Below are 13061 nucleotides of genomic sequence, written 5' to 3'. Positions count from 1 at the left end.
GGTCCGCATGGCTCGGCCCTTCCCGGGTACCGAGGCCGTGGAGGTGGGCGCGTTGGCTGAGCAGGCGGAGGTCACGTTCATCGGTACGGCCACCACAGTGCTCCGGATCGGTGGGTTCACCCTGCTCACCGATCCGAACTTCCTGCACCGGGGGCAGCGGGCGTACCTCGGCAAGGGTCTGTGGTCGCGCCGACGCACGGATCCGGCGCTGCGGATCGCCCAGTTGCCGTTCCTGGACGCGGTGCTCCTCTCCCACCTGCACGGGGACCACTTCGACCGGGTGGCCCGGCGGGAACTCGACCGGCAGCTGCCGATCCTGACCACGCCGGCGGCGGAGAGGAAGCTTCGCCGCTGGGGCTTCCGCTCGGCCGAGGGGCTGCCCACCTGGCAGTCCCACGAGCTGCACGGCGACGGCGAGTTTCTGCGATTGACCTCGCTCCCCGGCCAGCACGGGCCCGGCCTGCTGGACCGGCTGCTTCCCGACGTGATGGGCACCATGATCGACCTGGTCCGCGGCGGCACCCGGGCGTTCCGCCTCTACGTCACCGGCGACACCCTCAACCGTCCGCAGCTCGCCCGGATCCCGGAGCGGTACCCGGAAATCGACGCGATGCTCATCCACCTCGGCGGCACGAAGGTCGCCGGCATCCTGCTCACCATGGACGCCCGGCAGGGCGCCGACCTGGTCGAGTTGATCAGGCCGCAGCTGACCGTGCCGATCCACTACGACGACTACCCGGTCTTCCGCTCGCCGCTGTCGCACTTCGTCGCGGAGGTGCGGCGGCGGGGCATCGTCCGGCAGGTACGCACCATCGAGCGTGGCGAGACGGTCCCGCTCACTCCGCCCGCCTGACCTCGCCCACCTGAGCGCCGGCCAGCCGGCCGGGTCCGTCACGCCGCCACCCGCACGGCCCACGGCCCCAGCACGGCCGGACCGTCACGAGCGACGCTGTACGAGTTCGATCGGGTTGTCGTCGAGATCAGCCACCCAGGCGACGCGCAGCGTTCCGAGCCAGTCGTGCGGTTCCGACAGCACCCGGGCCCCGGCCGCCACCAGCCGGGCGAAGGCGCCGTCCGTGTCATGCGTCCAGAGCGCGATCTCCATGCCTCGGCCCGAACCGGCCAGGTCGATGCCGAGGCCGTGGTCCGCGCGCGCCGACTCCACGGAGGCGATGCCGAGCTTGAATCCGTCCAGCTGCAACTCGACATGGATCGGGGGGCCCTCGTGGGGCGTACGGAAGGTTTCGGCGAAGCCCACGCTCCGGTAGAACTCGACCGCGCGGACGACGTCGGCCGAGTAGATGTTGACCTGCGGCGCGGAGAACATTCGCCGACGCTAGCAGCCGCGCCGCCCGGGTGACCCGTCCGCTCACCGCGATTGCGGGCGGTGTTTTCGGGGTAGCCGCCGCCGGTGAACGGAGGGCGGCAGGGAAGGGGTGGCCGACGCGGTTCGAGGCAGCGCGCGGGCCTCGACGAAGAGCGGTTCGACGAGGCGCTGGAGCGCGTGAACAAGCGTAGCCGCAGCGCGGGCCGAACCAGGATCCAGCAACTGCAGATCAAGTTCCTGCTCGCCATCCAAGCCGGTCTGGCGGCCGCGCTGGCCTGGGCTGCCGCGCGTTGGCTCACCGGCATGCCGAGTCCGATCTTCGCCCCGGCCGCCGCGGTAGCCGTGATCACCTCTTCCCTCGGGCAACGTCTGACCAACACCATCGAACTGCTCGCCGGGGTGACGCTGGGCATCTTCGTCTCGGACCTGCTGATCGAGGTCACCGGCGTGGGCGTGTGGCAGACCGGCGTGATCGTGGCGGCGGCCATCCTGGTGGCCCTTGCGCTCAGCCCGCGCGGTGGCGTGGTCGGCAATGCCAGCGGCACCGCGGTGCTCCTGGGTGCCCTCTCGTCGTCGCGGCACACCCTCGAGTTCCCCCGCTTCATCGACGCGGTCATCGGTGGCGGCGTCGGGCTGGCGGTGACCTTGCTGCTGTTGCCGATCAACCCGCTCCGGATCATGCGACGGGTGGCCGCGCCGACCCTGCGGGAACTCGCCGAACAGCTCAGGCGGACGGCGTCCGCGCTGCGTAGCCGCGATCACGAGCTGGCCAACCAAGCGCTGACAGAGTCGCAGGGAATCGGCGCCGAACTGGGAAGGTTCTGGGACGCTTTCGGAAGCGCGAAGGAGACGGTCAACTTCGCTCCGACCCGGTGGCCCTGGCGGCGTGCCGTCCGGCACTATCAACTGGGCGCACCCGAGGTGGATCAGACCGTCTGGAACACGAGGGTCCTGGCTCGGCGGGTGGTCGTGCTGATCGAGGACAAGGAGCCGATCCCGGAGGGCCTGCCGAACGCCGTCGAGGAACTCGGGGCGGCCGTGCACGCCCTGCAGAACGAGGTGCTCTCCGGCTGGGGCCCCGAAGCCACCCGACGGCACGCGATGCGGGCGGTGGCCGAGGCGACACAGGCCGAGATCGCCGGGACCCGGCTGTCCGGCACGGTGATCGTGGGGCAGGTCCGTACCGCCGCCAGCGACGTCTTGCAGGCGACCGGTATCGACCGGCCGGAGGCGTTGCGGAGGATCCGTGAGGTGGCGTCGGCGCAGTCGGACCCGTACGGACGCCAGCCGACCGAGTGAGACATCGCCGCCACATCCGGCTGGCACCTCGACATACTCGCCCAGCTCCGCGACCAACGGCACACCATGGCCGGGTCATCACTGGGACCCCACCCTCCCCGAATGCGGTGCGGGCAGCCAATCGTGTCCGGTCACGGCTGGCGTTCGACATCGGCGTCCCGCCTGATGTTTGGCATGATCCTGGGAACATCGACGTCATCAGTGGGACGGTGAAGGTGGCTCGCACGTTCTTGTACCTGGTCCGCCATGGTGAGCAGGATTCAACGCTCGGCCATGCGACAGATGGTGGCCTGTCCGAACGGGGCCGCTGGCAGGCGGATCGGCTCGGCCGACGGCTGAAGGGCGCGACGTTCGCGACCATGCATTACAGCCCACTGTCCCGGGCAGCCGAGACCGCTGAGATTCTTGCTGATTACCTGCCCGATGTCCCTCGACACGCGTGTGACTTCGCCATGGACCGAACGCCGGTGCCCTCTGCCGAACAGAGAAGCGAATACCCGGAGCGTTTCCTCTCCTGGCTGGACGGGATCCCGAGTCAAGAGCGCGACGAGGACGCTGTCGGTCTGCGGGCAGCAGTGGAGCACCTGGGTACGGCCGACGTCGAGGACCGGCGTGAACTCGTGGTTACGCACAACTTCGTGATCGGCTGGTTCGTCCGGCACGTCTTGGACGCTCCGACGTGGCGCTGGATGAGCCTCAACCAGGAGAACTGCGGGCTGACCGTCGTGCAGTGGGACACCGAGCGAGCTCCCGCCCTGGTCGCCTTCAACGACACCGGGCACCTCTGATCCACCTCGGCACAGGCCGGCAGCTCGTGGCGGTCCACTCGTCGGTCTGCTCGGCGCGTCGACATGACCGGACGTTGAAGCCTGCCATCGCCGGCAGCCGGCTGCCTGGTCTCGGGACCTACGTGACGTCGAAGGGCTACTGGCGCATGGGGACGGACGAGGCATCACCGAGCAAGCGGTTCAGTTGGTCGACCCAGTCATCATCGGCGAACCCCACGCCAACCAAGACATCGCGCCGATCCTGCTGTGCCAGGGCCGCGGCGGCGAGGCACTGTTGGCTATCTCTGCGGGACAGGAAGAGCACCGCAGCTTGAACGCGCTCGGCGCTTTCGGCGGTGCTGCCCGGGGTCACCGGCACGAGATATGTAGAAGACGCCGTCCCGGAACCCGCCGATGCTCAGCAGGCGGTGGTTCCGCCAGACGCCTCCACGGACTGCCCATAGCTTGGCGATTGCCCGCTGTGATCGTTCCTCGCTCCAGCGCTACGTCGCCAGATGCAGGAGCACCCACCGACCGAGGTCGGATTGATCGACGTCAATCAGGAAGTTCGATGCGCCGCCGGGTTCCACTGCTGTTCACCACCACCCATGAAAACCCGTTCATCGAACACACCTGGTCGGCCGAGTGGGTTGAGTGGCGGGAGAAGGCGGGCTGGCCAAAGGAAACGGCGGCCTCCATGCCATGCCAGAGGCGGTAAGAGTGGAGCCCGGGGGACTTGAACCCCAAAAACGCGATCATGGGACATCGGGAGCGTAGGCATGCTTTGACCTGCTATTACCTCGGATCGACTTCCGTTGCCTGACACCAGTTTGCGACCTCAGGTGGTCCCGATGTGGTCCCGATGATCTTGCCTGGCCTTGCGCCCTGAATCAGCGGCCGAGGGCCTGGGATTAGAAGAAGATCGCGAATGACTGGTCAGGTGATCGCGCTCCTGGGCAGCCTGCCCGTCGTTGTCGGGTAGCGTCGGCGTTGACAGGCAGGGTTGGCTGTACGGATGACTGTACGGGCTACGTAGGCCGGCTAGCTGCCTTCCCTGTCAGACTCGCCAGCGGTCGCCCGACGCATGATCTCGGCTACGACATCGCTCTTCGCGTCGGCGTATTGCTGGACGTACTTCCAGTCACGTCGGGCAAGTTCCCGCTTGGTGGCGGCATAGTGGTCACGATCGGTTGCATTTGACCGCAGCCAGTCGCGGAAGAGCAGCATTCGGTCGGTTTCCGGGCAGCCAGCGGAAAACGTGTGCAGGTTGATATTGGTGTCTCGGCCTTTGAAGAGGCGATGCTCGAACCATTCCGGCTCGCGGATGCGCAGCACGTAACCAGCCGCTTCCAGGGCTGGTACGTACGCCGACTCGTCGGCGGAGTCACGCACCTCCTGCACCAAATCGATGATGGGCTTGGCCGGGAGACCCGGAACCGAGGTAGAGCCGATGTGCTCCAAACGCACCACGCGGTCTCCGAGGATCTGTCGGATCCGGTCGGCCTCCCTGGCGTAGAGTTGCGGCCAGGTCGAATCGTAGTCGCGGATGTCGATAGGCGCGTTCAATGGCTGAAGATCGCCGATGACTACCTGCGCCAAGGCTTCGTCGTAGGCGGCCACGTTCTCTGGATCCCCGGACATGGGGGGGGGGAGGCTAGCGCACTTGACGCAGCCAGAGCCGCTGGTAGCTGACGATGAACAATCTATGGCCACGCAGGTAGCGGTAGGAAGTCTCGCTGTTCTAGCGGATCTCCTCGTCGGGCAGTCGTAGACCATCCAGCCTCCCCAGACGGGGACAAGGTGGAGCGCCCTACCGGATGGCCCGGCCGATCCGATCCCATGCACGGTAGCCTCGGCGACCCGAGTACGGGCCGGCCGGAGAGCGGGACTGCGCTTGGTCCTAGTGTCCGTGCATGAACCTGACGCAGTATTTCGTCGCCATGAGCATCGATGGGTACATCGCCGAACCCGCCGAACAGCTTGACTGGCTCTCCCAGTTCAGCAATCTGGAGGGTAAACGGCGGCGCTACGAGCGGTTCTTCGATCAGGTCGGTGCCATCGCGATGGGGGCGCGGTCGTACGAGTTCATCTATCGCCATAACGCCCCCTGGTTCTACGGCGACCGACCTACCTGAGTCTTCACCCATCGCAAACTGCCGCACCACGACGGCGCTGACCTACGCTTCACCGACAGCGACGTAACCGAGGTACACCCGCAGCTCGTCGAGGCGGCCAGGGGAAAAAACGTCTGGATCCTCGGCGGTGCGGAGCTTGCGACCCAGTTCGTGCAGGCCGACCTCGTCGACGAGCTTCACATCGGCGTCGCACCAGTCCTGGTCGGCTCCGGCACCCGACTGCTGCACGCAGAGGTGTACACGCCGTGGGCCTTGGCAGAGGCCGACCAGTACGGGTCATTCCTTGCGTTGCGCTACGTCGCGCCCGGCCGTAACTCCTGACCGCTGTCAACACCGGCTGAACTTTGACCCCTCTGTTCCGGCCGAATGTTGACCCCCTCGCTGGTTGTTGATGTTCAGTCGTTGGTCTTGGTGGCTGCGGGGACGCGGCCGAGGTCGCGGTCTTTGAGCCGGTAGCTGTCGCCCTTCATCGAGATGACCTCGGCGTGGTGGACGAGGCGGTCGATCATGGCTGCGGCGACAACGTCATCGCCGAACACTTCGCCCCAGCGGCCGAAGGGCTTGTTCGACGTGACGATCAGGCTGGCTCGTTCGTAGCGGTTGGAGACGAGCTGGAAGAACAGGTTCGCGGCTTCGGCTTCGAAAGGGATGTAGCCCACCTCGTCGACGATCAGCAGCGGGATCCGGCCGAGCTTGACGAGCTCGTGTTGCAGGCGGCCGGCGTGGTGGGCGTCGGCCAGGCGGGACACCCATTGGGCTGCGGTGGCGAACGCGACCCGGTGTCCGGCTTGGCAGGCCCGGATGCCGAGGCCGATGGACAGGTGAGTTTTGCCGGTGCCGGGCGGGCCGAGGAAGACGACGTTCTCTTTCGAGGCCACGAAGTCGAGGGTGCCGAGGTGGGCTATCGTTTCCCGCTTCAACGACCGCTGGTGGTCGAAGTCGAACTCCTCCAGGCTCTTGCGGGCCGGGAAGCGGGCGGCACGGATGCGTCCTTCACCGCCGTGGGCTTCGCGGGCGGCGACCTCGCGTTGCAGGCAGGCGGCGAGGAACTCCTCATGCGTCCAGGACTCGGCCCGGGCCCGATCCGCCAGGCGTTCGACCGATGCGGCCAGGGACGGCGCCTTGAGGGCACGGGTGAGGAACGCGATCTCGGATGCCACGTTGCGGCTGGTCTTGGCGGCCATCACGCAGCCACCTCAACATCCGGGCCGAACAGGCGGTCATAGTCGCTCAACGGCCGACGTTCGACCTGCTCGTCGACAGCGGTCGCTGGGGTGCGTTGGGCGGCGATGCGCAGGTCCGCGGCGGCCCGGCGGTGGGCGGGGTCGGTGATGCTCTGATGCTTGGCCCAGCACCGGTCGTGCCGGGCCGCCGGACGGCCGTCGCAGAACACTTGCACCTGGTCGCAGTCGGCGGTCACCTCGACCCGCCGGCCGACCACGGATGGGTGCACCGAGTAGTCGTTGCCGTCCAAGCGAACGTAATGATCGCGGGGCAGCCGGGTCGTCTGCCGCCAGCCGACCACCGGCGCAACCGGTGGCAGTGGCAGCATCGCCGCCCGGTCGGCGTCCCACCGCTCGACCGGGCGGCAGCCCAGCATCCGGTGCTGCCGCTGGTTCGCCCGCACCAGCCACTCGGTGAGTTGGGCGTTGAAGTCGCCGGGTGAGGCGAAGCGGCGGCCGGGCAGGAACGAGGTTTCCAGATAGCCGTTGGCCCGCTCCACCAGGCCTTTGGCCTCCGGGTCCGCGGGCCGGCATTGAATCACCTTGATCCCGAGAGTGCCACGGAAGGCGTTCATCGCCTCCGTCAGTTGCGGCCTGCCGGCCCGCCACTGCCCGACGGCGGACTCGTTGTCCCACACCAGAGCCTTAGGCACCCGCCCCCAGCCCGAGATCAGCGTCCAGTGCCCGACCAGCAGATCCGGTGACTGTCGGGACGGGATCATCACCGCTGACAGCCACCGCGAATACCCGGACACCATCACCAACACCGGCGGCCGGCCGACCTGCCCGAAGCCCAACGGCACGTCCGCCGGCGGGAACCACAGGTCACACTGCGCCAGCTCACCCGGCAGATACTCGGTGCGCTGAGACGGGTCCGGGCGGCGGAACAACGGCCGCAGCTGCTGCACCCGATCGGCGAACACCGTCTTGCCCCGGGTCCACCCGACCCGCTCCATGATCACCGTCGTCGGCATGTCCGGAAACTCCGCCAACAACGCCCTGATCTGCGGCTCAACCGCATCCACGATCGAACCCTTCGCCGCCCGCTGATAGCGAGGCGGCTCATGACTGGCCAATGCCTTCCGCACCGTGTTCCGCGAAACCCCCAGCCGGCGGCAGATGGCCTTGATCGCCATCTGCTCCGCCCGGTGCAACCGACGGATCTCCGCCCAGTCCTCCACGCTCAGCACCTCCCGATGCTTCCGGAAGGGGTCAAAATTCAGCCGGAACCATAGGGTCAGTTTTCAGGCGGAGCCGACAACCGCTCTGGTTCAGCCGCGTCGCGCAGTGGTCGGCCATTCGTCTCTCGGCGGAAGGTGGCCGCAAGTTTCCCCCATCCCCCGGATAGGTGCCAAAGACTGCGGCGCCCGGTCGGGGTCAAGGGTGGCCGCAGACCATCGGCGTGCCGACGCGCAGCGCCCTTGACGCCGTCCGGGTGGCGTAGAGGATCGAGCACCTGGAGGATGAATCACGCCCTGGTCCTCGTCGTCACCGAACCGCGGGCGGTACCCACGAAAGTCCGGGGGCAAGCAGCTCTGCTGCGCGGCAGCGATCGCCCCGCCCTCGATGGAGAGCAACCCCGATGGCGATCGTCCCGTCTCAGCCCTTCGCGCCTTTAGTCTCCGCCAATATGGCCGGCCGGCCCGGCCGATGCCGGCCGGAGGTCGCCAGCAGGCCGGGGCCGGGCCGGCGCGACCCGCTTGCGGGCCGCCTTGAATCGCTGTTCGTCCTGGCGCTGGCGACCGGGCTCCGGCGGGCTGAGCTGTTGGGCCTCCGCTGGTCGGATATCGACCTGTCCGGGCGGGCGCTGTTCGTTCGGCAGACGCTCCAGCGGACCGATCGCGGCCTGGAGTTCGTGCCGCCGAAGACGCACCGGTCTAGCCGGCCGGTGCCGCTGTCTGCGTTGGCTGTGGCGGCGTTGGAGTCGCAGCGGGTGCGCCAGGCCAGGGAACGGCTCGCGGCCGGGGAGGTGTGGTCGGATCTGGGCCTGGTCTTCGCCAGCACCATCGGTACCGCGATGCAGCCGCGGAACGTCAACCGGCGCTTCGAGCAGCTCCGCGCGGCGGCCGGCCTGGACTGGCTGCACCTGCACGACCTGCGGCACGCCTTCGCCACGTTCCTGCTCGACCAGGGCGAGGAGCTGCGGACCGTCATGGAGCTGCTTGGGCACTCCACGATCCGGATGACGGCCGACACCTACGGCCATGTCCTGCCGGCGCGAGCTCGTCAGGCTGCCTCGGCCATCGATCGGCTACTGGGCGAGGAGGTAACGGCGTGACCGCTTGGCTGTACGAATGGCTGTACTCGGACCGAGATCAGCCGATGAAAGTGCTGGTGGAGCCCAGGGGACTTGAACCCCTAACCCCTGCCTTGCAAAGGCAGTGCTCTGCCAGTTGAGCTAGGGCCCCGAGAGCGGACGAAGCCGCTGGTCAGTTGTGGCTGACGGCGTTCTCAGCGCAGGTCGGGCGCCGTCGTCGCCTCGTGCCAGAGGGCGCGCTCATCGTTGGAAGCCTTGATCTTGCGGGCCACAACTGCGGCCACGCCGACAACGCCGACCAGAATCAGAAGCTTCTTGACCATTGGGGCGACCCCTTGCGCTCGGCTGCCGTCGGAGGACGTGCGGTGGGGCTAGCTGGAATCGAACCAGCGACCTCAGAGTTATCAGCTCTGCGCTCTAACCGACTGAGCTATAGCCCCGCGTAGCGACGAGCAAGGTTAACCCATCAGCGCGCGCCGCCCCAAATCGGGGGGTGGCTCTGCGTGCCGCCCGTCGCCGTCGAACCTACCGGAGTACGGAACGCCGGGACGACCGCTTTCCGCGGCGCCCCGGCGTCCGGTGGATCTAGTCCCGCTCGGCGAGCGTCAGCTCGACCCCGCCGACCAGGTCGGCGCAGACGTTGTAGACGAACGCCCCGAGCGTGGCCAGCGCCGTGAAGAGCACGACGTTGACCAGGCCGATCAGCGCCGAGCTGAGGATCACGCCCTTGGCGGTGATCTGGAAACCGTCGGCGCTCTGGCCGCCGGCGTTCACCAGGTCGGTCAGGCTGTCGTTGACGCTCTGGAAGACACCCATGGCGTCCAGCGCGAGGTACAGCACCGAGGTGGCCACCACGACCACGATGAAGAGCACCACCGACACGGCGAATGCGAACTTCATCACGGACCAGGGGTCGATCCGCTTCAGGTTCAGCCGGGCCCGGCGCGGTCCACGCGACGCGGCCGAGCTCACGGACGAACGGGCGGCGCGCACGGCGTCACCGACCCGAGCGGCCCCGACAGCGGACGGGTTGCCGAGCCCTGCCGGGAGGCCACCGCCGTTGGGTGCCCGGCCGGCCCCCGACCGGGAGGCGTCCGGCGTCGCTGCACCGCTGACCCGAGGCTGCGTGCCGGTGGCGGACACGCCAGCGCGGACCGGAATCTGCTGGGTGCTGCTCGAAGACCGGGCGGCGCCGGCCGCCTTCGCCGCGGCGTCGGCCGACACCGCCTGTGTCTTCTCGCTGGCCCCCTCGTCTTCGGTCGGCTTCTCTGGAGGTGGTGTCATCCCGGGGGCCCGGGTGAATTTCGGGGCAGGCGCGTCTGCGGGGACCGTCGCCCGGCCCACGGCCGCTCGGCCGGTCGCCGATGCGCCGCCTCCGGCGGCCTCCTCGTCGACCGGGTTGGCCGAGGACCCCGCGTTCCCCGACTTCGCCTGTGTCTCCGTCATTCAACTAGTCCTGTTCGTCAGGCTCGTCGGCATTGCGAGCAATCGCCACGATAGTCACGCCGTCCGGAAGGTCCATCAGCTTGACCCCCATTGTGTTCCGGTCACGCGTACGGCGTACAGGCTTCACCGGAGTCCGGATGACACCACCGTTACTGGTGATCGCGAACAGCTCGTCGTCCGGATCGATCACCACCGCGCCGACCAGACCACCCCGGCGCTCTGTGATCTTCGCAGTCAGCACGCCTTTACCTCCCCGGCCCTGGACCGGGTATTCCTCGATGGGGGTACGTTTCGCGTATCCACCATTCGTCGCCACCAGTACGTCCAGGCCGGGCCGGACGACCTCCATGGCCAGCAGCACGTCGTCCTCGGCGAAGCGCATCCCGATCACTCCCGAGGTGGCCCGGCCCATCGGCCGCAGCGCCTCGTCGGTGGCGTTGAACCGGATCGCCTGTGCGTTCTTGGAGACCAGCAGCAGATCGTCCTCCGGCCCGGCCAGAGCAGCACCGACCAGCTCGTCCTCATCGCGCAGGTTGATCGCGATGATGCCGCCGGAACGGTTGGAGTCGAACTCCTCGAGCCGCGTCTTCTTCACCAGGCCGTTCTTCGTGGCCAGTACCAGGTAGGGAGCCACCTGGTAGTTCGGAATCTCGATGATCTGTGCGATCTGCTCGTCCGGTTGGAAGGCGAGCAGATTGGCCACGTGCTGACCCTTCGCCACCCTACTGGCTTCCGGAAGCTCGTACGCCTTCGCCCGGTACACCCTGCCCTTGTTGGTGAAGAACAGGATCCAGTCGTGCGTCGAGCAGACGAAGAAGTGGCTGACGATGTCGTCCTGGCGCAGGCTCGCGCCGCTGACGCCCTTCCCGCCTCGGCGCTGAGAGCGGTACAGGTCGACCTTGGTGCGCTTGGCGTACCCGGTGCGGGTGATAGTGACAACCACGTCCTCGCGGGCGATGAGGTCCTCCATCGAGACCTCGCCCTCGAACGGGATGATCTTCGTCCGCCGGTCGTCACCCCACTTGGCGACGATCTCGCCAAGCTCGTCCGAGACGATCTTCCGCTGCCGCTCGGGCTTGGCCAGGATGTCCTTGAGATCGGCGATCTCGACCTCGAGCTTCGCCAGGTCGTCGAGGATCCGCTGCCGCTCCAGGGCGGCGAGGCGGCGCAGCTGCATGTCCAGGATCGCGGTCGCCTGGATCTCGTCGATCTCCAGCAGCCGGATCAGGCCTTGCCGGGCGTCCTCGACCGTGGGCGAGCGCCGGATCAGGGCGATCACCTCGTCGAGGGCGTCCAACGCCTTGGACAGACCGCGCAGGATGTGCGCCCGCTCCTCCGCCTTGCGGAGCCGGAACGCGGTGCGCCGGCGGATGACCTCGATCTGGTGCTCGACGTAGTACCGGATGAACTGGGCGAGGTTGAGCGTGCGCGGCACCCCGTCGACCAGCGCCAGCATGTTGGCGCCGAAGGTCTCCTGGAGCTGGGTGTGCTTGTAGAGGTTGTTCAGCACGACCTTGGCCACCGCGTCGCGCTTGAGCACGAGCACGATCCGCATGCCGGTACGCCCGGAGGACTCGTCCCGGATGTCGGCGATGCCGCCGAGCTTGCCTTCCTTGATCAGCTCGGCGATCCGCTCGGCGAGGTTGTCCGGGTTGACCTGGTAGGGCAGTTCGCTGACGACCAGCGCGGGCCGGCCGCGCTTGTCCTCCTCGACCTCCACCACGGCCCGCATCCGGATCGAACCGCGACCGGTCCGGTACGCGTCCTGGATGCCCGCCTGGCCGACGATCAGGCCATGGGTCGGGAAGTCGGGGCCCTTGACGATCCCCAGCAGCGCCTCGAGGGTCGTCGCCTCGTCCGCGTCCGGGTTCTCCAGGCACCACTGCACCGCCGCGCCGATCTCGCGCAGGTTGTGCGGCGGGATCTTGGTGGCCATGCCGACCGCGATGCCTTCGGAGCCGTTGATCAGCAGGTTCGGGATCCGGGACGGCAGGATGGTGGGCTCCTTGGCCCGGCCGTCGTAGTTGTCCTGCAGGTCGACGGTGTCCTCGTCGATGTCCCGCAGCATCTCCATGGCCAGCGGATCGAGCTTGCACTCGGTGTACCGCATGGCCGCGGCGGGGTCGTTGCCCGGCGAGCCGAAGTTGCCGTTTCCGTCGACGAGCGGGTAGCGCAACGACCAGGGCTGGGCCATCCGCACCAGCGCGTCGTAGATCGCCGAGTCGCCGTGCGGGTGGAACTGACCCATCACGTCGCCGACGACGCGAGAGCACTTCACGTAGCCGCGGTCCGGCCGGTAGCCGGAGTCGAACATCGCGTAGAGGATCTTGCGGTGGACCGGCTTGAGCCCGTCCCGGACATCCGGCAGCGCACGCCCGACGATGACGCTCATCGCGTAGTCGAGGTAGGAGCGCTGCATCTCCACCTCGAGCCCGACCGGTTCGATCCGGTCGTGCGCGACCACGGCGCCGGCGGCCTCGGCGGCCTCGGGCTCGTTCGGTGTGGACTCGGGGGAATCGGTCACTGTTTACCCTTATCAGACTGAGAGTCGTTTTCGTGCTGTGGATAACCGCTGTGGATACCGGCCCGGCTGTGGATAACTCTGTG

14 protein-coding genes and 2 tRNA genes are annotated in these 13061 nt (G+C 67.8%); 6 read left to right on the top strand and 10 right to left on the bottom strand.

Features of this window, described 5'->3' with window-relative positions; genetic code table 11:
- The first annotated feature begins 7 nt into the window (after positions 1 to 7).
- On the top strand, positions 8 to 853 hold the full coding sequence (locus ABZS42_RS06240; RefSeq protein ID WP_355142865.1) for an MBL fold metallo-hydrolase: 846 nt from the start codon (positions 8 to 10) through the stop codon (positions 851 to 853).
- Between the two features lie 84 nt (positions 854 to 937).
- Here the strand turns inward: ABZS42_RS06240 and ABZS42_RS06235 are convergent, their stop codons facing one another.
- Entirely contained in the window at positions 938 to 1327 is a 390-nt protein-coding gene (locus tag ABZS42_RS06235; RefSeq protein WP_355142864.1) for a VOC family protein, read from the bottom strand.
- 177 nt (positions 1328 to 1504) lie between these two features.
- On the opposite strand from ABZS42_RS06235, the gene ABZS42_RS06230 reads away from it, so the two are divergent.
- Positions 1505 to 2626, top strand: a complete 1122-nt coding sequence (locus tag ABZS42_RS06230) for an FUSC family protein (RefSeq protein ID WP_355142863.1) — start codon at positions 1505 to 1507, stop codon at positions 2624 to 2626.
- A 215-nt stretch (positions 2627 to 2841) separates the two neighbouring features.
- Complete coding sequence (locus ABZS42_RS06225) at positions 2842 to 3414, top strand: histidine phosphatase family protein (RefSeq protein ID WP_355142862.1); 573 nt, start codon at positions 2842 to 2844, stop codon at positions 3412 to 3414.
- 136 nt (positions 3415 to 3550) lie between these two features.
- Here ABZS42_RS06225 and ABZS42_RS06220 read toward each other — a convergent pair whose 3' ends face one another.
- Entirely contained in the window at positions 3551 to 3766 is a 216-nt protein-coding gene (locus ABZS42_RS06220) for a hypothetical protein (RefSeq protein ID WP_355142861.1), read from the bottom strand.
- A gap of 668 nt (positions 3767 to 4434) precedes the next feature.
- On the bottom strand, positions 4435 to 5013 hold the full coding sequence (locus ABZS42_RS06215) for a GrpB family protein (protein ID WP_355142860.1): 579 nt from the start codon (positions 5011 to 5013) through the stop codon (positions 4435 to 4437).
- A gap of 293 nt (positions 5014 to 5306) precedes the next feature.
- On the opposite strand from ABZS42_RS06215, the gene ABZS42_RS06210 reads away from it, so the two are divergent.
- Entirely contained in the window at positions 5307 to 5528 is a 222-nt protein-coding gene (locus ABZS42_RS06210) for a hypothetical protein (RefSeq protein WP_355142859.1), read from the top strand.
- 18 nt (positions 5529 to 5546) lie between these two features.
- A complete protein-coding gene (locus tag ABZS42_RS06205) occupies positions 5547 to 5849 on the top strand; it encodes a dihydrofolate reductase family protein (protein ID WP_355142894.1) in 303 nt (100 codons plus the stop codon).
- 74 nt (positions 5850 to 5923) lie between these two features.
- Here ABZS42_RS06205 and istB read toward each other — a convergent pair whose 3' ends face one another.
- A complete protein-coding gene (gene istB / locus ABZS42_RS06200) occupies positions 5924 to 6712 on the bottom strand; it encodes an IS21-like element helper ATPase IstB (protein WP_355142858.1) in 789 nt (262 codons plus the stop codon).
- Positions 6712 to 7941, bottom strand: coding sequence for an IS21 family transposase (istA, locus tag ABZS42_RS06195; protein WP_355142857.1), 1230 nt, complete (start codon positions 7939 to 7941; stop codon positions 6712 to 6714). Before istA ends, istB begins: the two co-directional genes overlap by 1 nt.
- 440 nt (positions 7942 to 8381) lie before the next feature.
- On the opposite strand from istA, the gene ABZS42_RS06190 reads away from it, so the two are divergent.
- Positions 8382 to 9029, top strand: a complete 648-nt coding sequence (locus ABZS42_RS06190) for a site-specific integrase (protein ID WP_355142856.1) — start codon at positions 8382 to 8384, stop codon at positions 9027 to 9029.
- Between the two features lie 54 nt (positions 9030 to 9083).
- Here ABZS42_RS06190 and ABZS42_RS06185 read toward each other — a convergent pair.
- The 5 genes from ABZS42_RS06185 to gyrA all read right to left on the bottom strand — a co-directional run bounded on the left by ABZS42_RS06185 (position 9084) and on the right by gyrA (position 12978).
- Positions 9084 to 9159 (bottom strand) — tRNA-Ala (locus ABZS42_RS06185).
- 43 nt (positions 9160 to 9202) lie between these two features.
- Complete coding sequence (locus ABZS42_RS06180) at positions 9203 to 9331, bottom strand: DLW-39 family protein (protein ID WP_217696734.1); 129 nt, start codon at positions 9329 to 9331, stop codon at positions 9203 to 9205.
- Positions 9332 to 9374: 43 nt separating this feature from the next.
- Positions 9375 to 9448 (bottom strand) — tRNA-Ile (locus ABZS42_RS06175).
- Between the two features lie 145 nt (positions 9449 to 9593).
- Positions 9594 to 10454, bottom strand: coding sequence for a DUF3566 domain-containing protein (locus ABZS42_RS06170; protein WP_355142855.1), 861 nt, complete (start codon positions 10452 to 10454; stop codon positions 9594 to 9596).
- A 4-nt stretch (positions 10455 to 10458) separates the two neighbouring features.
- The gene (gene gyrA, locus ABZS42_RS06165; protein WP_355142854.1) at positions 10459 to 12978 is read right to left on the bottom strand and encodes a DNA gyrase subunit A; all 2520 of its coding nucleotides are present in this window, start codon (positions 12976 to 12978) and stop codon (positions 10459 to 10461) included.
- Between the last annotated feature and the right edge of the window lie 83 nt (positions 12979 to 13061).

Origin of the sequence: Micromonospora sp. NPDC005367, from assembly GCF_040606825.1 — a bacterium.
Classification (GTDB): domain Bacteria; phylum Actinomycetota; class Actinomycetes; order Mycobacteriales; family Micromonosporaceae; genus Micromonospora.
This window is presented reverse-complemented; position numbering and strand designations above follow the sequence as displayed.

Excerpts from the sequence above, each read along its gene's own strand:
- ABZS42_RS06240 (WP_355142865.1), top strand. The coding sequence starts at position 8 with ATGGCTCGGCCCTTCCCGGGTACCGAGGCCGTGGAGGTGGGCGCGTTG.
- ABZS42_RS06235 (WP_355142864.1), bottom strand. The coding sequence starts at position 1,327 with ATGTTCTCCGCGCCGCAGGTCAACATCTACTCGGCCGACGTCGTCCGC.
- ABZS42_RS06210 (WP_355142859.1), top strand. The coding sequence starts at position 5,307 with ATGAACCTGACGCAGTATTTCGTCGCCATGAGCATCGATGGGTACATC.
- istB (WP_355142858.1), bottom strand. The coding sequence starts at position 6,712 with ATGGCCGCCAAGACCAGCCGCAACGTGGCATCCGAGATCGCGTTCCTC.
- ABZS42_RS06190 (WP_355142856.1), top strand. The coding sequence starts at position 8,382 with ATGGCCGGCCGGCCCGGCCGATGCCGGCCGGAGGTCGCCAGCAGGCCG.
- ABZS42_RS06180 (WP_217696734.1), bottom strand. The coding sequence starts at position 9,331 with ATGGTCAAGAAGCTTCTGATTCTGGTCGGCGTTGTCGGCGTGGCCGCA.
- ABZS42_RS06170 (WP_355142855.1), bottom strand. The coding sequence starts at position 10,454 with ATGACGGAGACACAGGCGAAGTCGGGGAACGCGGGGTCCTCGGCCAAC.